General features: G+C 72.1%; 22 protein-coding genes. 13 read left to right on the forward strand and 9 right to left on the reverse strand.

Translation table 11 applies throughout. The features are described from left to right. Positions 1-8 precede the first annotated feature (8 nt). The 10 genes from ACE1OA_RS23675 to ACE1OA_RS23720 are packed head-to-tail and all read left to right on the forward strand — an operon-like array spanning position 9 to position 9,628. A complete protein-coding gene (locus ACE1OA_RS23675) occupies positions 9-1,343 on the forward strand; it encodes an aspartate aminotransferase family protein (RefSeq protein WP_356598494.1) in 1,335 nt (444 codons plus the stop codon). 20 nt (positions 1,344-1,363) lie between these two features. Continuing rightward, positions 1,364-2,590: an ATP-grasp domain-containing protein gene (locus tag ACE1OA_RS23680; RefSeq protein ID WP_356598492.1), complete on the forward strand. Its 1,227-nt coding sequence runs from the start codon at positions 1,364-1,366 to the stop codon at positions 2,588-2,590. A 44-nt stretch (positions 2,591-2,634) separates the two neighbouring features. Beyond that, positions 2,635-3,993, forward strand: coding sequence for an MFS transporter (locus ACE1OA_RS23685; protein ID WP_356598490.1), 1,359 nt, complete (start codon positions 2,635-2,637; stop codon positions 3,991-3,993). After that, positions 3,990-5,246 (forward strand): ATP-grasp domain-containing protein, encoded by a 1,257-nt coding sequence (locus ACE1OA_RS23690; RefSeq protein WP_356598488.1) that lies wholly within the window; start codon positions 3,990-3,992, stop codon positions 5,244-5,246. Before ACE1OA_RS23685 ends, ACE1OA_RS23690 begins: the two co-directional genes overlap by 4 nt. Before the next feature lie 4 nt (positions 5,247-5,250). Beyond that, positions 5,251-5,604, forward strand: coding sequence for a hypothetical protein (locus ACE1OA_RS23695; RefSeq protein ID WP_356598486.1), 354 nt, complete (start codon positions 5,251-5,253; stop codon positions 5,602-5,604). Beyond that, on the forward strand, positions 5,601-6,581 hold the full coding sequence (gene nudC / locus ACE1OA_RS23700; RefSeq protein WP_432753333.1) for an NAD(+) diphosphatase: 981 nt from the start codon (positions 5,601-5,603) through the stop codon (positions 6,579-6,581). The genes ACE1OA_RS23695 and nudC overlap by 4 nt, the downstream gene beginning before the upstream one ends. Before the next feature lie 31 nt (positions 6,582-6,612). Continuing rightward, entirely contained in the window at positions 6,613-7,062 is a 450-nt protein-coding gene (locus ACE1OA_RS23705; RefSeq protein WP_356598481.1) for a rhodanese-like domain-containing protein, read from the forward strand. A 1-nt stretch (position 7,063) separates the two neighbouring features. Further along, positions 7,064-8,179, forward strand: a complete 1,116-nt coding sequence (locus tag ACE1OA_RS23710; protein ID WP_356598479.1) for a DUF6421 family protein — start codon at positions 7,064-7,066, stop codon at positions 8,177-8,179. A 5-nt stretch (positions 8,180-8,184) separates the two neighbouring features. Next, positions 8,185-8,742 (forward strand): GOLPH3/VPS74 family protein, encoded by a 558-nt coding sequence (locus ACE1OA_RS23715; RefSeq protein ID WP_356773954.1) that lies wholly within the window; start codon positions 8,185-8,187, stop codon positions 8,740-8,742. Between the two features lie 49 nt (positions 8,743-8,791). After that, positions 8,792-9,628, forward strand: coding sequence for an EI24 domain-containing protein (locus tag ACE1OA_RS23720; protein WP_432753334.1), 837 nt, complete (start codon positions 8,792-8,794; stop codon positions 9,626-9,628). A 41-nt stretch (positions 9,629-9,669) separates the two neighbouring features. On the opposite strand, the gene ACE1OA_RS23725 is transcribed toward ACE1OA_RS23720, so the two are convergent. Beyond that, positions 9,670-10,662, reverse strand: coding sequence for a LysR family transcriptional regulator (locus ACE1OA_RS23725; RefSeq protein ID WP_432753335.1), 993 nt, complete (start codon positions 10,660-10,662; stop codon positions 9,670-9,672). 136 nt (positions 10,663-10,798) lie between these two features. On the opposite strand from ACE1OA_RS23725, the gene ACE1OA_RS23730 reads away from it, so the two are divergent. Further along, entirely contained in the window at positions 10,799-12,985 is a 2,187-nt protein-coding gene (locus tag ACE1OA_RS23730; RefSeq protein WP_384867412.1) for a M4 family metallopeptidase, read from the forward strand. A 122-nt stretch (positions 12,986-13,107) separates the two neighbouring features. On the opposite strand, the gene ACE1OA_RS23735 is transcribed toward ACE1OA_RS23730, so the two are convergent. The 3 genes from ACE1OA_RS23735 to ACE1OA_RS23745 form a co-directional block, all read right to left on the reverse strand. Further along, a complete protein-coding gene (locus tag ACE1OA_RS23735) occupies positions 13,108-13,824 on the reverse strand; it encodes a carbon-nitrogen hydrolase family protein (protein ID WP_384867414.1) in 717 nt (238 codons plus the stop codon). Between the two features lie 117 nt (positions 13,825-13,941). Beyond that, the gene (locus ACE1OA_RS23740) at positions 13,942-15,210 is read right to left on the reverse strand and encodes a pyroglutamyl peptidase (protein WP_432753336.1); all 1,269 of its coding nucleotides are present in this window, start codon (positions 15,208-15,210) and stop codon (positions 13,942-13,944) included. A 72-nt stretch (positions 15,211-15,282) separates the two neighbouring features. Then, positions 15,283-15,927: a TetR/AcrR family transcriptional regulator gene (locus tag ACE1OA_RS23745; RefSeq protein ID WP_356598465.1), complete on the reverse strand. Its 645-nt coding sequence runs from the start codon at positions 15,925-15,927 to the stop codon at positions 15,283-15,285. 151 nt (positions 15,928-16,078) lie between these two features. Between ACE1OA_RS23745 and ACE1OA_RS23750 the strand changes: the two genes are divergently transcribed. After that, on the forward strand, positions 16,079-18,517 hold the full coding sequence (locus ACE1OA_RS23750; RefSeq protein ID WP_386540059.1) for a beta-glucosidase family protein: 2,439 nt from the start codon (positions 16,079-16,081) through the stop codon (positions 18,515-18,517). A gap of 47 nt (positions 18,518-18,564) precedes the next feature. Here the strand turns inward: ACE1OA_RS23750 and ACE1OA_RS23755 are convergent, their stop codons facing one another. Then, positions 18,565-19,500, reverse strand: coding sequence for an aldose epimerase family protein (locus tag ACE1OA_RS23755; RefSeq protein ID WP_432753337.1), 936 nt, complete (start codon positions 19,498-19,500; stop codon positions 18,565-18,567). 11 nt (positions 19,501-19,511) lie between these two features. Beyond that, positions 19,512-20,411, reverse strand: coding sequence for an SGNH/GDSL hydrolase family protein (locus tag ACE1OA_RS23760; protein ID WP_432753338.1), 900 nt, complete (start codon positions 20,409-20,411; stop codon positions 19,512-19,514). A gap of 270 nt (positions 20,412-20,681) precedes the next feature. Here ACE1OA_RS23760 and ACE1OA_RS23765 point away from each other — a divergent pair, with 270 nt between their 5' ends. Further along, the gene (locus tag ACE1OA_RS23765) at positions 20,682-21,176 is read left to right on the forward strand and encodes a DUF3145 domain-containing protein (protein WP_147977856.1); all 495 of its coding nucleotides are present in this window, start codon (positions 20,682-20,684) and stop codon (positions 21,174-21,176) included. 211 nt (positions 21,177-21,387) lie between these two features. Here the strand turns inward: ACE1OA_RS23765 and fabF are convergent, their stop codons facing one another. The 3 genes from fabF to ACE1OA_RS23780 all read right to left on the reverse strand — a co-directional run bounded on the left by fabF (position 21,388) and on the right by ACE1OA_RS23780 (position 24,066). Beyond that, positions 21,388-22,650, reverse strand: coding sequence for a beta-ketoacyl-ACP synthase II (gene fabF / locus ACE1OA_RS23770; protein ID WP_356598456.1), 1,263 nt, complete (start codon positions 22,648-22,650; stop codon positions 21,388-21,390). Positions 22,651-22,729: 79 nt separating this feature from the next. Further along, positions 22,730-22,978: an acyl carrier protein gene (locus ACE1OA_RS23775; protein ID WP_356598454.1), complete on the reverse strand. Its 249-nt coding sequence runs from the start codon at positions 22,976-22,978 to the stop codon at positions 22,730-22,732. A 56-nt stretch (positions 22,979-23,034) separates the two neighbouring features. Further along, positions 23,035-24,066, reverse strand: coding sequence for a ketoacyl-ACP synthase III (locus ACE1OA_RS23780; protein WP_356598452.1), 1,032 nt, complete (start codon positions 24,064-24,066; stop codon positions 23,035-23,037). Positions 24,067-24,074 lie beyond the last annotated feature (8 nt).

Here is a 24,074-nt window from a genome sequence, read left to right on the forward strand (position 1 = left end):
AGGCAGTCATGACGCAGGACAGCGGCCCGGCCGCCGTGTTCGACAGCCGGGAGTCGGCGGTCCGCTCGTACTCCCGGTCCTTCCCCGCCACCTTCGAGACCGCCCAGCGGGAGTTCGTGACCGGCGCCGACGGCACCCGGTACCTCGACTTCCTCGCCGGAGCGGGCGCGTTGAACTACGGCCACAACCCCGCGTTCGCCAAGCGCGCCCTGATCGACTACATCGAGCGCGACGGCCTCACCCACGCCCTCGACCTGGCGACCACCGCCAAGCAGGACTTCCTGGAGACGTTCCAGGAACACGTCCTGGCGCCGCGCGGGCTGGACCACCGGGTCCAGTTCTGCAGCCCCTCCGGCACCAACGCGGTCGAGGCGGCCCTCAAGGTCGCCCGGCTCGTCACCGGACGGACCAACGTCGTCGCCTTCGGCGGCGGCTTCCACGGGGTGAGCACCGGCGCACTGGCCGCGGTCGGCTCGGAGTTCTACAAGGCCGGCCTCCACGCCACCCTGCCGAAGACGACCCACATCCCCTTCCCCGACTCCCCGATGGGTCCGTTCGACTCGCTCGACCTGCTCGACCGGCTGGTGTCGGACAGCAGCTCGGGCGTCGAGAAGCCGGCCGCGGTCATCGTGGAGACGGTGCAGTGCGAGGGCGGGGTGTACGTCGCGCCGACCGAGTTCCTCGTCGGCCTGCGGACCTGGTGCGACACCCACGGCGTGCTGATGATCGTCGACGACATCCAGGTCGGCTGCGGCCGCACCGGCACCTTCTTCTCCTTCGAACGCGCGGGTGTCCGGCCGGACCTGATCACCCTCTCGAAGTCGATCAGCGGATACGGCCTGCCCATGGCGCTGCTGCTGGTCAAGCCCGAGTACGACGTGTGGAAGCCGGGCCAGCACAACGGCACCTTCCGCGGCAACCAGCTCGCGTTCGTCGCCGCCGCGGAGACCATCCGCACCCACTGGGCGGACGGCGCGGGCGAGGCGTTCGGCGCCGAGGTGCGCCGCAAGGGCGACCTGGTCGCGGCCTACCTGGAGCAGAACGTGACCGCCCGCTTCCGCGCCTCGGTCCGGGGGCTCGGGCTGATCTGGGGCATCGACGTGAGCGCCGCCGGCATCTCCGGCGCGAAGATCTCCCGCCGCTGCTTCGAGCGCGGTCTGATCGTGGAGACCTGCGGCCGGGACAGCGAGGTCATCAAGATCCTCCCGCCGCTGATCGTGTCCGACGAGAGCCTGACGGCCGGCCTCGACGTGATCGTCGAGGCCCTCTACGACGAGGCCCAGGACGACCGGCGGACCACCGCGGGCGCCACCCCCGCCACGTCGACCACCGCCACCCCGTGACCACCGGAGGAACAGCCAGCATGAACACGATCCTGATCATCGGCGGGCGGCTGCAGGCCATCGAGAAGGCGAAGGCGCTCGGCCTGCGCGTCGTCCTCCTCCAGCACAAGGAGCGGCTGCTGCCCGGCCAGGCCGAGGCGGCCGACGCGCTGCTCCTGGTGGACTACCTCGACTGGGACGTGACCTGGCCGATCGTCCGCGCCGCCCACGAGGCGTACGGCTTCACGGCCGTCATGACCCTGGTCGAGCAGGCCACCGAGCTGGCCGGCCGGCTCAACGACCGGCTCGGCCTCGTCGGCACCTCCTACGAGGTGGCGAACCGCCTGCACGACAAGCTCCGGATGCGCGAGTGGCTGCACCACAGCGGCTTCGAGTCGGTGGGCTGCGCCGAGGTCAAGTCCGGTGACGACATCCGCGAGTTCGGCACCCGCCACGGCTACCCGGTGATCGTCAAGCCGCTCGACGGCACCGCGAGCCGCGGCATCGCCATCATCGAGGGCCCGGACGAGGCCGACGCCGCGTGGGCGGAGCTGGCCGGGCTGCGCGACCGCGACGACCTGCCCATGGCCACGTTCTACCCCGTCACCTCCTTCATCGCCGAGGAGTACATCGACGGCGTCGAGTACAGCGTCGAGTCGTTCTCCTTCGCGGGCCGCCACATCGTCGTCTCCGTCACCGGCAAGTTCCACGACGGCGTCGTCGAGATGGGCCACGCGCTGCCCGCGATCCTCGACCCCGAGGACGAGCGGACCATCGTGGACCACGTCGTCGGCTTCCTGACGGCCATCGGACTCAAGGACGGCGTCGGCCACACCGAGATCAAGCTGTCCTCCAAGGGCCCGCGGATCATCGAGGGCCACGACCGGGTGGCCGGTGACCGGCTGCTCGACTTCATGGCCGTCACCCACGGCGTCGACCTGGAGCAGTACGCGGCCGGCTGGCCGTTCCGCCTGGTCACCGAACTGCACGAGCGGCCCCGGGCGGTGCTCGGCGGCGCGACGAAGTGGGTCAACGGCCGGCCCGGCGTCGTCGAGTCCATCGAGGGCGTGGACGAGGTCCGCGCACTGCCCGGCGTCCTCGGCGTCGACGTGTACCTCGCGCCCGGCGACGTCATCAGCCCGATGACCGACAACTACGGCCGGCACGTCCAGGTCCTCGTCACCGCCGAGGACACCGCGGCCGCCATCGAGCGGTGCGACGGCCTCCTCGACCGGATCCGCGTGGTCACCCGGCCCGAACAGGGCTGACCCGCACCCGTCAGGCACGAACCGAAGCGAGAGAGAGCCAGGAAGTGGCAACCACCGTCGAACCCGAGTCGATAGGCCGGAAACTCGGCATCCCACGGTTGAAGGGGCACGGCAAGTTCGTCTCCGCGAGTCTGATCGACAGCCTCGGCACCGGACTGATCCTGGCGTTCACGGTGGTGTACTTCGCCCGGACCACCCCTGTGTCGCTGGCCGCGATCGGCGCCGCGATGACCCTGGCGCGGCTCCTCGCCCTGCCCACGTCGATGATCGTGGGCCCGCTGATCGACCGGTTCACCGCCCGTCGCACGGCGGCCTGGGGCAACCTGGTCTCGGTCCTGGGCTACCTCGGCTTCCTTCTGGCGCACTCCGTGTGGCAGATCGTGATCGTGGTCTTCCTCGTACAGGTGGGACACACCACCTACTGGACGTCCAGCAGCGGCCTGGTGGTGCTCGCCGCCCCCGAGGACCGGCGCACCACCTGGTTCGGCTTCATGACGGCCCTGCGCAACACGGCGATGGGCGTCGGCGGCGCGCTCGCCGCCTTCGCCTTCACGCTGGGGGAGGGGACCGCGCTCCACGCCATCGTCATCGGCAACGCGGCCAGCTACGTCCTCGCGGCCACCCTTCTCTACACCTGGCGGCCCGCACCCCAGGAGACCTCGCACGAGACCCCGCAGGCGACCGCCGACGTGATCCTCGACGCGGCCCCGGAGGAGCGGACCGCGCCGCCGGAGCAGCCCCGGGCCGGCTACGGAACGGTCCTGCGGGACGTCTCGTACACGCTGCTCATCGGGGTCAACGCCACCATGGTGTTCGCCCAGATGCTCATCAAGGTGCTGCTGGCGATCTACATCGTCGACGCGCTGGAGATGCCCGCCTGGACCGCGGGCACGCTGATCGTGGTCAACGCGATCCAGGTCTCCCTCACCCAGACCCTGGTCGCCCGCAAGGCCGAGTCCTCCCGGATGACCCGCGCCGTGATGCTCGCCGCGGTGCTCAACGCCGCCGCGTTCGTCCTCTTCGCCGTCCTCTACGTGACGCCGGACGCGGTGACCTACGTGGGGCTCTTCCTCGCGATGGTCGTCTTCACCCTCGGTGAGGTCATCGCCTTCCCCGCCCTCGACACCCTGAGCGTGTCGATGGCCCCCAGCACCATCCGTGGCCGCTACCTGGCCACCTACCAGCTGTCCTGGACCGTCGGCGAGGTCGTCGCGCCGGGACTGCTCACCTTCCTCCTCGCCCGGGGCGAGGTGCTGCCGATGGTCTTCCTCGCCTCGCTGAGCCTGCTGGCCATCCCGCTGCTCCTCGCCCTGGAGAAGCGAGTGAGGACCAAGACGTCCGAGACGGCCGGGACCACCGGGACGTCCGACGAGACCAAGACGATGACAGGAGAAAGCGCATGAAGACGGTCGTCGTGATTTCGACCCGGGGCTTCGGGGTGTTCCGCCACGACCTGCTGGTGGAGCCGGACCAGGTGCGGTTCGTCGGCATCTTCTCCGAGCAGGACAGCGCCAACGTCTCGCAGGAGGAGCGGAACTACTTCCACCAGATCCATGTGGTCCCGTGCGGCCTCGACGACCCTTCGTACACCGAGTCGTCGATCGCCGACCCGGCGTCCGTCCGGGCCCTCGTGCGCGAGCTCGCCGCGGAGTGCGCTCCCGGTGAGCTCACCCTGCACTGCTTCGACGAGCGGAACCTGCTGCTGACCGGCGAACTGCGCGAGGAGCTGGGGCTGCCCGGCCCCACGTACGACGAGCTGCTGCCCTACCGGGACAAGTGCCTGATGAAGGAGCGGCTGGCGGGCACCGGTCTGCGCGTGCCGAGGTTCGGCCGCTTCGACGCCGAGGCCAGCGCGGCGGACCCGGCGGCCTACCTGGACCGGATCGTCGCCGAGGTCGGCCTCCCCTTCGTGCTCAAGCCCGTCGACGCGGCCTCCGCCGACGGCGTCTACAAGGTCTTCACGGCGGAGGAGTTCTTCGCCCTGCCGGCGGACCTCGGGCGCTCGTACGAGTACGAGGAGCACATCGACGGCACCATGTACAGCGTCAACCTGGTGACGCAGAACGGCGAGACCGTCTTCCGCGGGGTCACCGAGTACCTGGTCAACTCCACCGAGGTGCAGAAGGGCCGGGTCAACGCCGACATCAACCTGATCGACTCCGACCCCCGGGTCGACCGCATGGTGGCCTTCACCGAGACCGTCCTGGACGCGCTCGGCCGGCTGGACGGCGGCAGCCACCTGGAGCTCTTCCACACGAAGGACGACGAGCTGGTCTTCCTGGAGGTCGGCGCCCGGTTCAAGGGGCTGGCCGGACTCGCGGCCATGCAGGAGAACTACGCGGTCGCGCTGCTCAACCTGGCCTTCGAGATCGAGGCCGGAGTGCGCAGCCACCCGTGGGACCAGGAGCAGATGTACTGCTTCGACGCGGTGATCCCCAAGCGTCCCGGCGTCGTCGCGGAGCTCCTGGACCCGGAGGTCGAGAGCGACTTCACGATGAAGTGGAAGGTGGAGCTCGGCGAGGAGATCAAGCAGGGCGCCTCGCTCATCGACAACGGCGGCACCTTCCTCGTCCGCAACAAGGACTACGAGACCCTCTACCGGGACTTCGAGAAGCTGGCCGGCTACACGCCGATCCGCTACACGGACGAGGTCTGACGCCGTGCTGCGACGCGCGCGCGAGGCGGACGACGTGGACATGGATTCGCTGCGCGCCACCGTCGGCCGCATCGTCGAGGCGGACCGCTTCGACGGCTGGCTGATCGAGCTGCCCGACCACGTGCTGGTCGCGGTCGCGGCGCCGCTCGAGATGCTCGGATTCCAGCACTATCTGACGCCGCCCCAGGACGATCTGCTGGTCAGGGCGGCCCGGGTGGTGTGGGACTCTGTGGCCGGTCTCCTGGACGACTGCCCGGCCGATCTGGCCGCCGAGTTCGCCTCCCTGGGCGCCGCCGTCACCCCGCGTGACGCCGGCGCGGTGGCGCGGCCAGGGGTGAGCCGAGCCGACGCGACATGAACGACAGGAGTCCCTCCGTGCACTACACCGGACTTGAACTGGACCGGGCCGGCGACCGCCGATCCGACGCGGCCTGGGTCGCTTCGCAGGCGTCCCGCCCCGGCACCCGGGTGCTCCCGCTCTGGCGCGACCAGTGCCTCACCCGGGGCGGGACACCGGTGGTACGGAGGGTCGCCGACGCGGCCGAGTTGCTCGACCAGGCCGCCGAGGCGGTGTTCCTGGGACTCGACGGGGACGAGGCGGTCTTCGCGGCCGACCTGTCCGCACTGGAGGAGGACCGGGCCCGCGACCTGGCCGGCGCCGACGCCGTCCAGGACGTCCGGCAGCTCGTCGCCGGCATCACCGCGGCCGAGGCCGGACTGCTCGCCTACGCGCGCGGCCTGCTGCACTGGCACCGCAACCAGCGGTTCTGCGGTGCCTGCGGCGGTCCCGCCGACTCCAGGGACGGCGGCCATCTGCGGGTCTGCCGCGACTGCGGAAAGCTCCTCTTCCCGCGCATCGAACCCGCCGTGATCATGCTGATCGAGCTGGCCGGTCAGCCCCGGCGCTGCCTGCTGGCACGGCACGCCAAGTCCGGGCCGCAGTCCTTCAGCACCCTCGCCGGCTTCGTCGAGATCGGCGAGAGCCTGGAGGACGCCGTGCGGCGCGAGGCCTTCGAGGAGGCGGGCGTCCAGGTGAAGTCCGTCGTCTACCAGGGCTCGCAGGCATGGCCCTTCCCGGCGGGCCTCATGGTCGGCTACCGCGCCGAGGCCGACACGGACACCGTCCGTGTCGACGGTGCCGAGGTGGTGGACGCGCGGTGGTTCACGGCGGCGGAACTGCGGGCCCGCATCGACGCCGGGCACGTCTACCGCGCCGACTCCATCGACAGGTTCCTCATCGAGGGCTGGCTCGCCGAGAACGACGCGAGCGCCGCGTCGACGGCGGCCGAAGCGCACGCCGCCGAGTCCGGCGACACGGAGTACACGGATGGATGAAACGGATGGATGACCTTCATGGATGACACGGATGGCTGACACAGCCGCGGCACCGACCACGCCCCGACGGCCACAGCCCGCGTCCCGGGTTCTGGCCGTCCCCGCCGCCGAGCCCGGTCAGGCGCTCGACTACTTCCTCCGGGCCCGGCTGGCCTGTGAGACGGACCCCTTCGACGTCCACCACGACGTGTCCGACGGGGTGGCCGGCTTCGTCCTGATCGACGCCCGGCAGGAGGCCGCGTACCGGGAGGAGACGCTTCCCGGCGCGCGCAGTGTTCCGCACCCCACGATGACCGCCGACGTCCTCGGCGCGCTCGACCCCGAACTCCTCTACGTGACCTTCGGCTGGGGTCCCGCCTGCAACGCCGGCACGAAGGCGGCGGCCGCGCTCGCGGCCGCCGGATTCCGGGTCAAGGAGATGATCGGCGGCCTGGAGTACTGGAAACGCCAGAACTATCCCACCACCGGAAGGGGCGAGTGACATGAGCGAAGAGATCAAGCGGGTCATCGACGAGGTGGACGGAATACGCAAGGGCCTGGACAGAAGCGCGGACCCACGCGACCCCGAATTCCTCGACGGGCTGCTGAAACAGATGGAGAAATCCCCGCATCTGCGTGAACAGCCCATCGCGCGGGCCCTCATGGAGGACCTGCGCGGGTTCGCGGAGGAGCCCCGGCTGCTGCGTACCAAGGCCCATGTCAACACCCGGCGTGACCAGCACATCTTCTCGTACTTCGATGCCTCGTACTTCCCCCGGCTGTCCCTGGACTACCTGACCTACGAGACGCTGCCGACCCACCCGCTGCTGGCCGAGCGGTACGCCAGCAACACCATGCCGGTGAACATCACCGCGTGCTCCGAGGGGTTCGATTCCCGGGTGGTCGTGGCGCTGTTCCCGGAGAACCACCTCGACGGCCGGCAGGACCCGGACGACCTGATCTTCTACTTCATCAACAAGTTCGTGGAACGCCACAACCGCATCACCCGCAAGATGATCGACGCGGTCATGGCGCCGGGTAGTTTCCCGCTCATCCAGGGCGCCGACGACGACCTCGTCGAATCCGCCTCCGCCTGGTGGGTGCGGCTGCACGAATTCCACCACCGGCAGGGCGACATGCCCATTCCCGACTACCTCCACGCCAAGAAGCTCAAGCCGCTCGCCGGTCTGGAGGAGCTCCGTGTCGACGTCTCCTCGATGCTGGTCTGCCTGAACGACGACGAGCTTCCCGCCGACGAGGCCCGGCGCGCCTACGAGTACATGCTCGCGGAACGCCTGCTGCGCTACGCGGTCGAGGGCATCCCCCGGCCCAACTACGACGCCGTCGCCTCCCAGTTGCTCTTCAACTACCTGTCCGAGAACGGCGGCATCGCCCTGCGCGGCGACCGGATCCACCTCGCGCCCGAACTCCCCGCGGTCCTGGCCCGTTTCCTGGACGAGATCGTGACCGTGGAACGGCGCATTCACACCGAGTCCGTGGCGGACGTCAAGGCCGGCCTGCTGGCGTTCACCAACGCCTACACCGACTACGACGAGGCGGCCAAGGACTACCGGCACATCCCGTTCTTCGCCGACGTCAAGCAGCGACTGGGCGTCTGACCCGCATGGCGCCACCACCGGCACCGCGGTGCTCGCTGCCCGCCCGGCTGGTCCTGGCCGCCCACGAGGACCCCAGGCTGCGCTCCCGGATGTTCCGGACGGAGCTGGGGTTCGGCGCGGCCGGCGCCGCCCTCCTCGAACTAGCCCTGGAGGGACGGATCAGCGTCTCGCACGACGAGATCGTGGTCCGCGGCGCACGGCGCTGTCCCGACCCGGTCGTCGACCTCGTCCTCGAACGGCTGCTGTTCGCCGACCGGGGACGAGGGCCGCGCGGCTGGGTCGAGCGGCTGGGCCCGGACGTTCTGGAGGGGACCCGGGACCAGCTGCTCGACCAGGGCCTGCTGGTGCCCGTACGGCGCCGGATCCTCGGGCTGTTCCCGGTCCACGGGTACGCGCTCGCCGACACCGGTCCCCGGCGCCCGGCGGACCCCGCCGTGACCTGGCTGCTCGACGCCCTCCGCCGGCCGACCGGGGCCCCGCGCCCGGAGTGCACGGACCCGGTCGTCCTCGCGGTCCGGGCCGCCACGGCGGCGGCGGCCCTCCCGCTCGCCTGCTCGGGCTGAGCGCGGGGGCCGCCCGGCCCGTCCGGAGCCCCCGGATAGGGTGATCGGCATGCGTGATTTCGGGGTGGGTTTCCGTTACCTGGTGCGAGGCCAGAAGTGGGTCGGCCGGCACGGCCGGTGGTTCGGCTTCGGGCTGCTGCCCGGTCTGGTGACGCTCGTGCTGTACGCGGGGGCGCTCATCGGTCTCGGCTACGGCGCCGACGACTTCACCGGCTGGGCGACGCCGTTCGCCGACGACTGGGGCTCGCCCTGGCAGGGGCTCTTCCGCGGCTTCCTGACCGGGCTCGTCTTCTGCTTCGGCCTGTTCCTCGCGGTGATCACCTTCACCGCGGTGACGCTGCTGGTCGGCCAGCCGTTCTACGAGTCCCTCTCCGAGCAGGTCGACCGCGCCGAGGGCGGCGACGTCCCCGAGTCCGGCCTCCCGCTCTGGCGCGAACTGTGGATCTCCGCGCGGGACAGCGTGCGGGTCCTGCTGCGGGTCGCGCTCTTCGGCGTCCTGCTCTTCGCGTGCGGTTTCATCCCGGTCGTCGGCCAGACGGTCGTCCCGGTGATCGGCTTCTGCGTCTCGGGCTTCTTCCTCGCCGAGGAACTCTCGGCCGTCGCACTCCAGCGCCGGGGTGTCGAGCTCAAGGAGCGGCTGGCCATGCTCCGCGGCCGCCGGGCGATGGCCCTCGGCTTCGGCGTCCCCCTCACCCTCTCCTTCCTGGTCCCGCTGGTGGCCGTGTTCCTGATGCCGGGCGCGGTCGCCGGCGCCACGCTGATGGCACGCGAGCTGACGGGGGAGTCGGACGACGCCGACGACGCCGACGACGCCGACGACGCCGACGACGCCGTCGGCCCCACGGCACCGGCCCCCGCCCCGGTCCGGCCGCCGGCCGGCAAGTAGCCGGCCCGCCGTTCCGCGGATTCCGCCGGCGGCCCCTGCGGCTACGGAGGGCTGTCCGGGAGCGGCTGCGGCACCGGGTCCAGGACCGGGTGCAGTTCCGTGCGGGCCTCCCACCAGGTGCGGTGGAAGGCGTTGTGGCCGACGTTCGCGAGGTAGGCGAGGGCCGCCGCGCGGTAGAGCAGGTCCGCGTCACGGGCCGGGACCGCCGCGCGGTTCCAGGCCAGCCGGATCCGGCCGTTGATCGGCTCGCCGTCCAGCGGCCGCAGCACCGTGCCCTCCGCCGGCAGCGCCGTGGGCTGGCTCAGTGAGATCGCGCGGCCCGAGGCGATCAGGTCGTAGTGCATCTTGCGGTCCGCGATCCGGTACCGCAGCGAGGGGGTGAACCCGGCCTTCGCGCAGGCGTCGACGAGGGCCTCCGGCCCGCCGTCGTCGTCCTCCACCAGCGTCATCCACGTCTCGCCCGCCAGGTCCGCCAGCGAGATCAGCCGCCGGTCCGCCAGCCGGTGCGCGGCCGACATCCGGACGCAGAACGGCTCCTTCGGGATCAGCGTCCGGGCCAGCGTGCCGTCCGGCAGCGGCACCTCGTGGTCGTTGACCTCGCCGTAGACGATCGCGTCGTAGCGGCCCGCGCCGAGCATCCGCGTCAGCGTGGTCACCGAGTGCTCCAGGCTCACGGCGATCTCCCGGCCGGTCATCACCGGCTCCAACTGCTCGATGAGCCCGTCGACGAGCACGAGGAGGATGCAGCCGAGCCGCAGCGAGGGGTGCGGGGCGGCGGCCCGTGCCCCGGCGGCCAGGGCGTCCATCTCGCCCAGGACCCGGCGTGCCCGGGACAGCACGAACTCGCCGAGCGGCGTGGGCCGTACGCCCTCCCTGCCGCGGAAGAACAGCTCGCCGCCCGCCGCCCGTTCGATCCGGCGCAGCTGCGCCGACAGCCCCGGCTGGGAGACCCCGAGCCGTACCGCCGCACGCCCCAGACTTCCCGCGTCGGCTATCCGGCAGACAGCCTCAAGATGCCTCAACTCCAGCTGCATCCGGGCAGCGTACGCACGGTGCGGCGGCGGCACCATAACGCGGGTCTTATGACCGGTGGGATGTCCCGAACTGGCCATGTCCACGCCCATACTCGGCGCGACGATCCGTCTCCCCCACCCTGAAACGGAGCAGACGTTGCACTCCATCAGACTCACGGCGGCCGTGGCAGCCCTCGCGCTGTCGGCGAGCCTCGCGACCGCCCTCGCCGGCCCCGCCGCCGCGGCCCCGCAGGCCGCGCCCGTGCCGCCCGGCCAGGGCAGGTCCCTCGCTCTCGCCGCCGCCGACAAGGCCGCGGACAGCGGGCTCGACGAGCTGCGCCACGGTGCCGACGAAGACCTCGTCCGCACCGCGGTCACCCCCTGGGCGAACGGGCTCTACTACGCCGCCTACCAGCGCACCTACCGCGGTCTCCCCGTCGTCGGCGGGGACGCCGTGGTCCTCTCGGACAGCGCCGGCAAGGTCCGCGACATCGCCGCCGCCCCGGCACCCGCCATCCGGATCCCCACGACGGCGAAGGTGACGGCCGCCGCGGCCCTCGCCACCGCCCGCGCCCAGCTGGCCACCGTCGAGAGCGCGAGCACGCCCGAACTCACCGTGCTGCTCAAGGGCGACAAGCCCGTCCTGACCTGGCACACCCGGGTCGTCGGCCGGACCGCGGCGGACGCCCCGAGCGCGCTCGACACCTATGTCGACGCACGGACCGGCGGCGTGGCCCGGTCCACGGACAAGATCCTGCACGCCGACGGGCGCGGCTACCACGACGGCAACGTCACCATCGACACGGCCGCCTCCTCGATGACCGACCCGAACCGCGGGGGCTTCAAGTGCGGCGGGCAGAACGGCAGCGCCTACACCGGCTCCTCGCCGTGGGGCAACGGCGGCGCCAACGACCTGGTCACCGCCTGCGTCGACATCATGTACGCGGCCCAGAAGGAACACTCCATGCTCAAGGAGTGGTTCGGCTACAACGGCCAGAACGGGCAGGGCGGCATGGTCCCCGCGCGGGCCGGCCTGAGCGAGGTGAACGCGTACTACGACGGTACGAAGACCACCTACGGGCGCAACCAGAACGGCACCAACCAGCTCACCGGCATCGACGTCGTGGCGCACGAGTACGGCCACGAGATATTCGACCGGACGCCCGGCAGCTCCGGTTCGAGCAACGAGAACGGCGGGCTCAACGAGTCCACCGGCGACATCTTCGGCGCGCTCACCGAGCACTACGCCAACAACCCCAACGACACCCCGGACTACACGGTCGGGGAGAAGCTGAACTTCCTCGGCGACAACAAGCCGATCCGCTACATGTACAACCCCTCGCTGCACAGCAACGACCCCAACTGCTACACCCAGTTGAACTCCGGCACCGAGGTGCACGCGGCGGCCGGCCCGCAGAACCACTGGTTCTACCTGCTCGCCGAGGGTTCCAACCCGGGCGGCGGCAAGCCCGGCAGCCCCATCTGTTCCGGCGGCCCGTCCTCCGTGACCGGCATCGGCATCCAGAAGGCCGGCAAGATCTTCATGGGCGCCCTGCTGAGCAAGACCTCCTCCTGGAACCACCTGGCGGCCCGCAAGGCGACCCTGGCCAGCGCCAAGAACACCTACGGCAGCGCCGAGTGCAACGCGGTGAAGGCCGCCTGGAACGCGGTCGCCGTGCCGGCCCAGTCCGGGGAGACCGACTGCGGCGGCACCACCACGCCGGACTTCTCGCTCGCCCTGAACCCGTCCTCCGGATCGGTCCAGCCCGGTGCCTCGGTGACCTCCACGGTCAACACCTCCACCACCGGCGGCAGCGCGCAGACCGTCCAGCTCTCCGCGAGCGGCGCGCCGAGCGGGGTCACGGTCTCCTTCAGCCCCACCTCGGTGACCTCGGGCGGCTCCTCCACGATGACCGTCCAGGTCGCCGCCGGCACGGCCCAGGGCACCTACCCGATCACCGTGACCGGAACGGGCTCCGCCACCCACACGGTGACGTACCAGCTGAGCGTCGGCACCACCACGCCGCCCACCGGCTGCGACGGCACCGAGTACACCTACCGGGGCACGCTGAGCTCCGGCCAGGCCCAGGCGCAGCCGGACGGCTCGTACTACTACTCGGCCGGCTCCGGCACCCACGTGGGCTGCCTCCGCGGCCCGGCGGGCACCGACTTCGACCTGTACCTGCAGAAGTGGAACGGCGCCAACTGGGCCGACGTGGCCGTCGGCGGCACCGAGGGAGCCGACGAGGACGTCCGCTACAACGGGACCGCCGGCTACTACCGCTACGTGGTCCACGCCTACAGCGGCTCCGGTGCCTACACGCTGGGCATCAGCGCCCCGTGACGGAGCCGGGTGCACCCGTCGACGGGCGGGGGGTCCGTGACGGGTGACGCCGAGACCGCCTCCCCGCGGTCGACGCCCCTGGCCGGGCGGCCGGTTCTCCGGCCGCCCGGCCTCGGCGCGCGTCAGACCGGGATGTGCGCCAGGACGTGTCCGGCGACCTCGCCGCCCGCGTCCGCGACCCGCTCCCCGTCCGGGCCCCAGGCTCCGGCGGCGCCGCACCCCACGCCGTCCTCGTTGCGGCCGAGGACGTTGCCCAGCACGACGTACAGGCCGAAGTCCCGGGCGCGCGCCGGATAGACCTTCTCGAACGAGTCGTTGTCGGCGGAGAGCACCGAACTGGCGAGATAGACCCGGCAGCCGTCGCCCGCCGCCCGCTCGGCCAGTTCCGGGAACCGGTTGTCGTAGCAGGTGGCCAGCGCGAACCCCACGCCGTCCAGCGCGAACCGGCCGTCCCGCGTGCCCGGCGTGAACACCTCCCGCTCGACGCCGTACAGGTGCTGCTTGTCGTAGCGCGCGAGCAGCGCGCCGTCGGGCCCCATCACCAGGGACGTGACGGCCGGCCGGCCGTCCGCGGCGCGCACCGGACCGTTGACCACGGCCGCGGCCCCGGCCGCGCGGCACGCCTCGCGGACGGGTTCGAGCCGGGGGTCGTCCTCGGTGAGCACGAGTGCGGGGGTGTCCCGGATCAGGCTCGGCTCGTAGCCGGACAGGGCGAGCTCGGCGAAGACGACGACGCGGGCGCCGTCCGCCCCGGCGGCCCGGACCAGCTCGGCCGCGGTGCGCACGTTGGCGTCGATGTCCCCGGCGACCGGGGCGAACTGGGTGGCTGCGACGATCATGACCCCCATCATCACAAGCGTTCGGCCCGCGGGGAACCCCGGGACCCGCTCAGGGCGTCGGCCGTCTCACGCAGCAGCCCCGGGAAGGCCGCGGCCGGCCGGCGCCCCTGAACTGCCCTACCGCCGTGCCGGCCCCTCCGGCCGCCGGCTCCCGGCGGCGACGGCGACGGCCACGATGGCGCGGACCTGGGTGATGATGTCGAGCCGGTTCCGCACGAACACGGGGTCGGTGACCGTCCCCGTCGCCGGATCCGTGTTGTCCGCGCCGAACTGGAGCACCGGGGTGTGGACATGGCCCCCGGACAGGGCCTCCAGACCGAGCCGGTCGCGCAGCAGGGTGGCCCGGTAGGCGATCTCGTTGGAGAGGTAGTTCCCGCCGCCGCCCGAGCGGGCCAGTGAGCCGGGCGTGGGCCCGTCGGCCCTGACCACCGGTTCGCTCGCCCCGGCCGGTATCTCCGTCACCGACGTGTTGTCGTAGACCGGGAAGCGCCCGGTGTCCGCCGCCGTGACGGCGCGGTACGGAAGCGTCGTCGCCGTCCACTGGGGCTGGGTCGCGGGGTCGGTCACGGGGACCGTCTCCGTGCGCGACACGTCGTCGTTGTCGGGGAAGCCGCCCCGCCAGGCCCCGTTGTGGCGTTCGAGGTCGAAGCGGCCGACCCGCCCCTGGCTGACCGTGGTGAACAGATCCGCCTCCGGCAGCCGGTGGCGCAGCGTCCGCTCCACGGTCCCGTCGGCGAAGTCCTGCCAGCGGACCGGGAAGACGGCCGTCTCGATCCGTGCGAGGCCGCCGTCCGCCGTCCGGATCCAGGTCCCGTCGAGGGCCAGGGCGGTGGCGCCGGACGGGTTGCCGATCCGGACGTCCCGGTCCAGCGTGAACGGGTCGAAGCCGGTCAGCAGCACCCGCTTGACGCCCGGGCCCGCCGGGAAGCGGATCGAGTCCTGACCCCGGGAGGACCGTTCGAGCCGGTCGAGGAGCCGGGCCCGGGCGGCGTCGTCCAGCGCGAAGGCGGGCTGCCAGGAGCGCAGGGCGCGGGTCAGCCCGAGCCGCGCCCAGTACAGCGGACGGTCGTCGTCCCGGCTCAGGTCGCCGGTCGCCGGCCCGCGTCCCTGGGCCCGGTCGACCGCCCGCCGCCACAGCCGCGCGCCCTGGCGGTCGACCGTACGCTCAGCCTCCCGGTAGGAGCCCGCGTTCGCGAGCGCGGCGGCGAACTCCGGTGCCACGGAGTCGAATCCGCTGCGGCGCAGGATCTCCCGCGGCACGGCCCGGTCGAGCCGGGCCTCCTCCACGGTGACGGGGGCGACGGCGGTGTCCGCCGCGGTCGCCGGCGGGCCTCCGAGGCCGAGGGCGGTGGCGGCGAGGGCGAGACAGAGCGAGACAGGGCGCATCCGTGACACGGGAGTCCTTCCGTCGGGTCCGGGCAGTATCCCGGCCTCACCGCAACTCCCGCTACGGCGCCCTCAGTCGTCCCTGAGGTCCCCGGGGTCACCGGCGTCCGGGCGGTGCGTTCCCCCCGCGTCCACCCGACCCCCGGCGTCCGCGGTGCCCAGGCCGAGCAGCCGCAGGAAGTCCCGGAACGCCGCCGGCATGTCCACCGCCGCCGGATCCAGGAGCCACTGGTACTGGAGCCCGTCCATCACCGCGGTGAGCAGCGGCGCGGCCCGCTCCGGGGTCAGCCCGCCGGGCAGCCGTTCGCCGAACTCCAACCGCAGGACCTTCGCCATCTCCTCGCGGACCTGGGTGTAGCGCTCGGTGAAGAAGTCCCTGGCCGGGTGCCCGTCCGTCACGCTCTCGCCGAGCAGCGCGGAGAAGGTCTGCACGATCCCCGGCCGCATGGCGTTGTACTCGACGAGGGAGTCGACGAGGTCGAGCCGCCACCCCTCCCGTCCGCGGCCGCCGCTGGTGTCCCAGGCGTCGCGCTCCTGGAGGACCGCGACGAGCAGGGCCTCCTTCGTCGGGAAGTAGTGCAGCAGTCCCTGCTGGGTGAGGCCGACCCGCTCGGCGACCGCGCCCAGCGAAGCGCCCCGGTAGCCGCGCTCCGCGATCACCTCGAGGGCCGCGCGCACGATGTCCGCCCGCCGTTCCTCGCTTCTGGCCCGCACCATCGCCGTGGCCCCCTTCCCGGGTCCCTGGGTGGAAGTCCTGTCGCACAGGACCGTACGGCATCTCAAGATAACGAAGAAGTAACGTAACCTACCGATCTACAGGGAGCCGGGTCACCATGGCCCCTCAGCACTTCGACGAGGAGGTACGGCCGTGGCAGAGACCCCTGCGGACACCGTTCGCGAACAGGCCGTCGACGCGGCACTCGCCCAGCTCGACCTGGACACCAAGACCCGGCTGCTGGCCGGCCGGGACATGTGGTCGCTCCCCGCCCTGCCGGAGATCGGACTGGCGTCCCTCGTCATGTCCGACGGCCCGATCGGCGTCCGCGGTGTGCGCTGGACCGCCGACGACCCCTCCGTCGCCCTGCCGTCGCCGACCGCCCTCGCCGCCTCCTGGGACCCGGCCCTGGCCCGCCGGGCCGGCCGCCTGCTCGCCCAGGAGGCCCGCCGCAAGGGCGTCCACGTCCTGCTCGCCCCCACGGTGAACCTGCACCGCTCACCGCTCGGCGGCCGCCACTTCGAGGCCTACAGCGAGGACCCCCACCTCACCGGCGAGATCGGCACCGGCTACGTCCTGGGCGTCCAGGACGGCGGCGTCGGCACCACGGTCAAGCACTTCGTCGCCAACGACGCCGAGACCGACCGCTTCACCGTGGACAACAGGGTCGCCCCGCGCCCGCTGCGCGAGCTCTACCTCGCCCCCTTCGAGGCCATCGTCGAGAACGCCCACCCCTGGGGCATCATGACCGCCTACAACGGGGTCAACGGCGTGACGATGACCGAGCACCGCCACCTGGTGAACGAGGTCCTGCGCGGTGAGTGGGGCTTCGACGGACTCAACGTCTCCGACTGGATGGCCGCCCGCTCCACCGTCGGCGACATCCAGGGCGGCCTCGACCTCGCCATGCCCGGCCCGCACACCGTCTACGGCGAGGCGCTCGCCGCCGCCGTCCGCGCCGGCGAGGTGGCCGAGTCGGCCGTCGATAGCGCCGCCCGCAACGTCCTGCGGCTGGCCGCCCGGGTCGGCGCCCTCGACGGCGCGCCCCCGGTCGTCACCGAGCCGCACGCCCCCCTCGACGGCGTGGAGGTCGCCCGCGAGGTCGCCCGCCGGGGTCTCGTCCTCGTCCGCAACGAGCGCGACGCGCTGCCGCTCGCCGCGTCCGGCACCGTCGCCCTGAGCGGCGCAGCGGCCCGCGACGCCCGCGTCCTCGGCGGCGGTTCGGCCCAGGTCTTCCCCGACCACGTCGTCTCCCCGCTCGACGGCCTCGCCGACGCCCTCCCGCCGGGCGCGCTCACCTACACCGTGGGCGCCGACCCCAGCGACGAACTCGTCCCCGCCGACCAGGGATTCACCCTCCGCGCCGTCTGCCGCGACGCCGCGGGAGCCGTCATCGGCGAGGGCACCCTGCCCAACGGCCAGGTCCAGTGGATCGGCGACGACCTCCCGGCCGGGGTCACCCACGAGACGCTCGCCTCCATCGAGGTCGTCGGCAGCTTCACCCCGCGCGAGAGCGGCGAGCACTCCTTCGGCACCCGGGGCCTGGGCGCCTTCACCCTCGGCATCGCGGGCGAGACCCTCTTCGAGGGCGTCCAGACGATGGGCCCGGAGACCGACCCCTTCGAGGCGTTCTTCGGCACCCCCGTCGAGCGCGCCACGGTGACGCTCACCGCCGGCGAGACGGTCGAGGTGTCCCTGCTGCACCCGCTCGACAAGGAGTTCGCGGCCCCGCTGGCGGCCGTGATGTTCTCCTTCGTCCACCTCGGTCCGCGCCGTGACCCCGACGAACTGATCGCCGAAGCCGCCGAGGCGGCACGCGCCGCCGACACCGCCGTCGTGGTCGTCGCGACGACGGAGCGCGTCGAGTCCGAGGGCTTCGACCGCACGGACCTGGCCCTGCCGGGCCGCCAGGACGACCTCGTACGGGCCGTGGCCGCCGCCAACCCGAACACCGTCGTCGTCGTCAACGCCGGCTCCCCGGTCGAGATGCCCTGGCGCGACGAGGTCGCGGCGATCCTCCTCAGCTGGTTCCCCGGCCAGGAGGGCGGGGCCGCGCTCGCCGACGTGCTGACCGGCGCCGCCGAGCCGGGCGGACGCCTGCCCACCACCTGGCCGGTCGCCCTCGCCGACACACCCGTCACCGAGGTCACCCCCACCGACGGCGTCCTCGACTACGCGGAGGGTCTCTTCATCGGCTACCGCGCCTGGGACCGCGCCGGCGCCGTGCCCGCGTACCCCTTCGGTCACGGCCTCGGCTACACCACCTGGACGTACGACGCCCTGGAGGTCACGGGGGCCACCGCCCGCGTCCGGATCACCAACACCGGCGCCCGGCCCGGCCGCGAGGTCGTGCAGGTCTACCTCGCGCCGCAGGACGACACGGTCGAGCGCCCGGCCCGCTGGCTGGCCGGCTTCGCGTCCGTCGAGGCGGGCCCCGGCGCGTCCGTCGAGGCCGAGATCCCGCTGGCCCGGCGCGCCTTCGAGATCTGGGACGAGGAGAAGTCCGCGTGGACCTTCGTCGCCGGAACGTACGAGGTCCGGGCCGCGCACTCGCTCGACGACACGCGTCTGACGACCACGCTGGAGATCTGACCCCCGTGAGCGGTCCCGGGGCGGAACCTGACATCCGCCCCGGGGCTTCAGCGCGTCCCGAAGCGGAAGCGGGTGGTCGAGACGAGGACCTCGCCCGGCCGCAGGACCGTGGACGGGAACTCCGGACGGTTCGGCGAGTCCGGGAAGTGCTGGGTCTCCAGCGCGACGCCGCCCAGCCCCGGATCGGCGTACACCTGGAGCCCCGGCTCGGTGGTCTCCACCGTGACCGTCCGGCCGGTGTCCGGCGCGTACAGCTCCGCGACGGCGTCCGGACCGCCCTCGTCCAGCACGAAGTTGTGGTCCAGCGGCATCGACAGCGGCCGGCCCGCCCGGAAGTCCAGCTCCGTGCCCGCGACCTCGGCGAACGCACCGGTCGGCAGGCCCGTCGCGTCGGTCGGCGTCCAGCGCGAGGCCGCCACCCGCAGCTCGTGCGGGCCGCTGCCCAGATCCCAGTACGAGTGGTTCGTCAGCGCCACCACCGTCGGCGCGTCGGTCCGCGCCCGGTAGGCGATCCGCAACGCCCCGTCCGGGTCCAGGGTGTACGCCGCGGAGACCTCCAGGCGGCCGGGGAAGCCCTCCTCGCCGTCCGGGCTGACCCGGGACAGCAGGACGCCGTCCGTGATCTCCCGCGCGTCCCAGACCCTCTTGTCGAAGCCGCGCTCTCCGCCGTGCAGACAGTTCGGCCCGCCGCTCAGCGGCAGCCGGTGCGTCCGTCCGTCGAGGGTGAAGGACCCGCCCGCGATCCGGTTGGCGTAACGCCCCACCAGGGCGCCGAAGAAGGGCTCCGGACGCTTCAGATACCCCGTCAGGTCGGGGAAGCCCAGGACCACGTCACCGGGCACACCGTCCCGGTCCGGCACCTGCACCGACTGCACGATCCCGCCGTACGTCAGCACCCGCACGCGGATCCCGCCGCGCTCCAGGGTCCAGCGCCGCACGTCCGTCCCCTCGACCGAACCGAAGGGCTCCTGCGTGATCCTCATGATCCAGAACCCTACGCGGGCGGCGCTTCCGCCGTCACCCGGCGGTGGGCGATCTCGGCGAGCCGCGCCTGTCCGTCCCGGCTCGGATGGAACCAGTCCCAGGGGCTGAGCTGCGCCTCGTCGAACCGGAAGGCGAACACCGCCCCGCCGTCGTACCGGCAGCGCGGATCCTTCGCGCAGACCTCCTTCAGGACCGCGTTGTACGCCACCACCCGGTCCTGCACCGTGGCGCGCCGCCGCTCGGCGGCCGCGCCCAGGTCCTCCGCGTCGGCCAGCATCGAGGCGCAGATCCCCAGCTTCCAGACCTGCCGCCCCACCGGGTTCGTCCGGCCCGTCGACCACAGCCGTTTGAGGTCAGGCACGCTCGACACGTACACCTGCGCCTTGGGCGCGGTCTTCCGCAGCCGGGCCAGCGCCGCCTCGAACGAGGAGCGGAACTCCTCGACCGGCGTCATCCGTTCGGGACTTTCCCGGCAGGCGTCGTTCGCGCCCATCATGACCGCCACCAGCTCCGGCGCGCGGGCACCGGCCTGGGCCATCTGCTCCGGCAGCTCCTCCATCCGGGCCCCGGACCGGGCGAGGTTCCAGCTGTGCCCCGCCAGCCGCTCCGGGCCGAGCAGCCGCAGGGCGAGGCTGTCGACCGCCGCGTCCGTGCCGGTCGCCCAGGACGCCTCCGGACAGTCCGTCAGGACGCCGCAGGCGTCGAAGGCCCGCGTGATGGAGTCGCCGACGGCGGCCACCGAGGCGGGGGAGCGGTCCCAGACGGGCGTCGGCCTCGGCTTCGGGCTCGCCGACCGGGACGGCGCGGCGGCCCCCGGCGGGGCCGCGTCGCAACCGGACAGGGTGCCCGCGCACAGCAGCACCGCCACCGCGGAGGCGACGGCGGTGCGAAAACGTTGTCGGGCGTGCATGCCTCGGCTTCTCCTCCGGCGTCCGTTCGGCGTCCTGGCGAGTGAAAGCTTGGTGTCCACCGGCCCCCGGACCGACCGTACGTCACCCCAAGGGCGGTGCGGCACGGTAGCTTTTCCCCCGTCGAACCAGAGGCACCTTTGCCAACCGGCTCCGGTAAATTACATCACGTCACATGCTGTCCCTTTTTCGGGGGTTTGTGGAGTTTTGCTCCCGATGCTGTTTACTGAGGCCGCTGGGAAGGCGAACCTCGTCCCACACTGGAGGTCCCGGTGACGACACGTGGAGTCCTGTACGTTCACTCCGCACCGCGCGCGCTCTGCCCGCACGTCGAATGGGCGGTCGCGGGTGTCCTCGGTGCGAGGGTCCAGCTCGACTGGATCCGTCAGCCGGCGTCGCCCGGCACCTGGAGAGCGGAGTTCTCCTGGCGGGGCGAGACCGGCACCGCCTCCAGACTCGCCTCCGCGCTGCGCGGCTGGCAGATGCTCCGCTTCGAGGTCACCGCGGAACCCTGCCCGACCGCCGAGGGCGAGCGCTACAGCGCCACCCCCGAACTCGGCATCTTCCACGCCGTGACCGGCATGCACGGCGACATCCTGATCCCCGAGGACCGGCTGCGCGCCGCGCTCGCCCGCTCGGTGCGGGGCGAGACGGACCTGGAGGCCGAGGTAGCCAAGCTGCTCGGCAAGCCCTGGGACGACGAACTGGAACCCTTCCGCTACGCGGGCGAGGGCGCGCCGGTCCGCTGGCTGCACCAGGTCGTCTGAGGGCCGTCCCGCGATCCCCGGTGGACCGGCGCGCGGCGCCGGACGCGGTGCGCCGCTCCGTCCTGTCCGGGCGGTGTTCCCGGGCCCGCGACGACGGCCGCCGTTCCCCCTGTCCGGTCCCCGCGCGGGGCCGCGGCCCGTGGACGGCACGAGGCCCCTGCCGGCGGGTGCCGGACAGGGGCCTCGGGTCAGCGTCGGGTGCGTCCGCGGATCAGACCGTGCGGAACGCCAGGACCACGTTGTGGCCGCCGAAGCCGAAGGAGTTGTTGATCGCCGCGATCGTGCCCTGCGGCAGCGGGCGCGGCTCGCCGATGACGATGTCCGCCTCGATGGCCGGGTCCAGCTCGTCGACGTTGATCGTCGGCGGGGCCGTCCGGTGGTGCAGCGCCAGGACCGTCGCGACGGTCTCGATGCCGCCCGCGCCGCCCAGCAGGTGACCGGTCATCGACTTCGTCGCGGAGATCGCGACGTGGTCGAGGTCGTCGCCCAGGATCTGGCGCAGCGCCTTGATCTCGGCGACGTCACCCTGCGGCGTCGAGGTGGCGTGCGCGTTGAGGTGCACGACCTCGGACGGCTTCAGGTCCGTGGAGTCCAGCAGGTTCTGCATCGCGGCGGCGATGCCCCGGCCGGTCGGCTCGGGCTGCGCGATGTGGTGGCTGTCGGCCGACAGGCCCTGGCCCAGCACCTCGCAGTAGATCTTCGCGCCGCGTGCCTTCGCGTGCTCCTCGGACTCCAGGACGACGACACCGGCGCCCTCGCCGAGCACGAAGCCGTCACGGGCGGTGTCGTACGGACGCGAGGCCTTGGTGGGCGCGTCGTTGTTCTTGGACATCGCCATCATGTTGGCGAAGGCCGCGATGGGAAGCGGGTGGATGGCCGCCTCGGTGCCGCCGGCCACGACCACGTCGGCCCGGCCGGTACGGATCATCTCGACGGCGTAGCCGATCGCCTCGGCGCCCGACGCGCAGGCGGAGACCGGGGTGTGCACGCCCGCCCGGGCGTTCACCTCCAGGCCGACGTTGGCGGAGGGGCCGTTCGGCATCAGCATGGGGACGGTGTGCGGGGAGACGCGGCGTACGCCCTTCTCCTTCAGCACGTCGTACTGGTCCAGCAGCGTGGTCACACCACCGATGCCGGAGGCGATGACGGTGCCGAGCCGCTCGGGCACGATCGTTTCGTCTTCGCCGGCGGGCGCGGTGTAGCCCGCGTCGGCCCACGCCTCGCGGGCCGCGATCAGCGCGAACTGCGCCGAGCGGTCCAGCTTGCGGGCCAGGGGGCGGGGCAGAACGTCGCCCGGGTCGACCGCGGCGGGCGCGGCGATCTGCACGGGCAGTTCGGCGAAGCGGTCGCCCTCGAGGGGCTTGACGCCGGAGCGTCCCGCCATCAGACCTTCCCAGGTCGATGCGGAATCGCCACCCAGCGGTGTGGTTGCGCCGAGACCGGTGACGACCACGGTGCGATTGGTCGAGCTCACAGGAATTCTTTCTCCACGTGTGTGATGGTCGAAATACGGCGCCACCGCCGGGTGGCGAACCGAATCAGCAAGGACCGAATCAGCCCTGGTGCTTCAGGATGTAGTCCGCGGCGTCGCCGACGGTCTTGAGGTTCTTGACGTCCTCGTCCGGGATCTTGACGTCGAAGCGCTCTTCGGCGGCGACAACGACCTCGACCATGGACAGGGAGTCGACGTCCAGGTCGTCGGTGAACGACTTGTCGAGCTCGACGTCCTCGGCCGGGATGCCGGCGATCTCGTTCACGATCTCGGCGAGACCTTCGACGATCTCTTCCTGGGTGAAGGCCATGTTGGCGCTCCTTCTGTGATTGCTTCGGTAAGGGGCTTCCGGGAGATCCGGTGTGCCTAGGGGAGGGTAACGACCGTGGCGGCGTAGACGAGACCCGCCCCGAAGCCGATGACGAGCGCGGTGTCGCCGCTCTTCGCCTGCCCGGTCGCCAGCATCCGCTCCATGGCGAGCGGAATGGAGGCGGCCGAGGTGTTGCCGGTGGTCTCGACGTCGCGGGCGACCGTGACGTTCTCCGGCAGCTTCAGGGTCTTCACCATCGAGTCGATGATCCGCATGTTGGCCTGGTGCGGGATGAAGACGTCCAGGTCCTCCGGCGCGATGCCGGCGGCGTCCAGCGCCTGCTGGGCGACCTTGGCCATCTCGAAGACGGCCCAGCGGAAGACCGCCTGACCCTCCTGCGTGATGGCCGGGAACTTGATCTCGCCCTTCTCGTTGAGGGGCAGCTTCGACACGTCGCCGACCTGGAACTCGTTCCACGGCACGGTCTGCTTGATCGTCTCGGACTTGTCGCCCTCGGAACCCCAGACGGTGGGGCCGATGTGCGGCTCGTCGGAGGGCCCGACGACCACGGCGCCCGCGCCGTCGCCGAACAGGAAGGCCGTCGCGCGGTCCTCCAGGTCGGTCAGGTCGCTCAGCCGCTCGACACCGATGACGAGGACGTACTCGGCCGAACCCTCGACGATCATGCCCTTGGCCAGCGTCAGGCCGTAGCCGAAGCCCGCGCAGCCGGCGGAGATGTCGAAGGCGGCCGGCTTGCCGGCGCCGATCTTGTCGGCGATCTCGGTCGCGACGGCCGGGGTCTGCTTGAAGTGCGAGACGGTGGAGACGACCACGGCGCCGATCTGCTCCGGGGCGATCCCGGCGTCCGCGATGGCCTTGCCGGCCGCCTCGACCGACATCGCGGTCACGGTCTCCTCGGGGGAGGCCCAGTGGCGGGTGGCGATGCCGGAGCGCGAGCGGATCCACTCGTCGGACGAGTCGATCGTCTCGAGGATCACCTCGTTCGGCACGACCCGGACCGGGCGGTAGCCGCCCACACCCAGGATCCGCGCGTACGGGGCGCCCTTGCTGGGCCTGATCTTCGACATGCTTCTCG

It is taken from the genome of Streptomyces sp. JL2001 (assembly GCF_050917515.1).
GTDB lineage: Bacteria > Actinomycetota > Actinomycetes > Streptomycetales > Streptomycetaceae > Streptomyces.

What these genes read in the sequence shown, in the direction of transcription:
- ACE1OA_RS23725 (WP_432753335.1), bottom strand. Translation starts at nt 10,662, where the DNA reads ATGCAGCTGGAGTTGAGGCATCTTGAGGCTGTCTGCCGGATAGCCGAC.
- ACE1OA_RS23760 (WP_432753338.1), bottom strand. Translation starts at nt 20,411, where the DNA reads ATGCACGCCCGACAACGTTTTCGCACCGCCGTCGCCTCCGCGGTGGCG.
- ACE1OA_RS23735 (WP_384867414.1), bottom strand. Translation starts at nt 13,824, where the DNA reads ATGATCGTCGCAGCCACCCAGTTCGCCCCGGTCGCCGGGGACATCGAC.
- ACE1OA_RS23780 (WP_356598452.1), bottom strand. Translation starts at nt 24,066, where the DNA reads ATGTCGAAGATCAGGCCCAGCAAGGGCGCCCCGTACGCGCGGATCCTG.
- nudC (WP_432753333.1), top strand. Translation starts at nt 5,601, where the DNA reads ATGAACGACAGGAGTCCCTCCGTGCACTACACCGGACTTGAACTGGAC.
- ACE1OA_RS23720 (WP_432753334.1), top strand. Translation starts at nt 8,792, where the DNA reads ATGCGTGATTTCGGGGTGGGTTTCCGTTACCTGGTGCGAGGCCAGAAG.
- ACE1OA_RS23745 (WP_356598465.1), bottom strand. Translation starts at nt 15,927, where the DNA reads ATGGTGCGGGCCAGAAGCGAGGAACGGCGGGCGGACATCGTGCGCGCG.
- ACE1OA_RS23755 (WP_432753337.1), bottom strand. Translation starts at nt 19,500, where the DNA reads ATGAGGATCACGCAGGAGCCCTTCGGTTCGGTCGAGGGGACGGACGTG.
- ACE1OA_RS23690 (WP_356598488.1), top strand. Translation starts at nt 3,990, where the DNA reads ATGAAGACGGTCGTCGTGATTTCGACCCGGGGCTTCGGGGTGTTCCGC.
- ACE1OA_RS23705 (WP_356598481.1), top strand. Translation starts at nt 6,613, where the DNA reads ATGGCTGACACAGCCGCGGCACCGACCACGCCCCGACGGCCACAGCCC.
- ACE1OA_RS23675 (WP_356598494.1), top strand. Translation starts at nt 9, where the DNA reads ATGACGCAGGACAGCGGCCCGGCCGCCGTGTTCGACAGCCGGGAGTCG.
- ACE1OA_RS23680 (WP_356598492.1), top strand. Translation starts at nt 1,364, where the DNA reads ATGAACACGATCCTGATCATCGGCGGGCGGCTGCAGGCCATCGAGAAG.
- ACE1OA_RS23715 (WP_356773954.1), top strand. Translation starts at nt 8,185, where the DNA reads ATGGCGCCACCACCGGCACCGCGGTGCTCGCTGCCCGCCCGGCTGGTC.
- ACE1OA_RS23740 (WP_432753336.1), bottom strand. Translation starts at nt 15,210, where the DNA reads ATGCGCCCTGTCTCGCTCTGTCTCGCCCTCGCCGCCACCGCCCTCGGC.
- ACE1OA_RS23775 (WP_356598454.1), bottom strand. Translation starts at nt 22,978, where the DNA reads ATGGCCTTCACCCAGGAAGAGATCGTCGAAGGTCTCGCCGAGATCGTG.
- ACE1OA_RS23710 (WP_356598479.1), top strand. Translation starts at nt 7,064, where the DNA reads ATGAGCGAAGAGATCAAGCGGGTCATCGACGAGGTGGACGGAATACGC.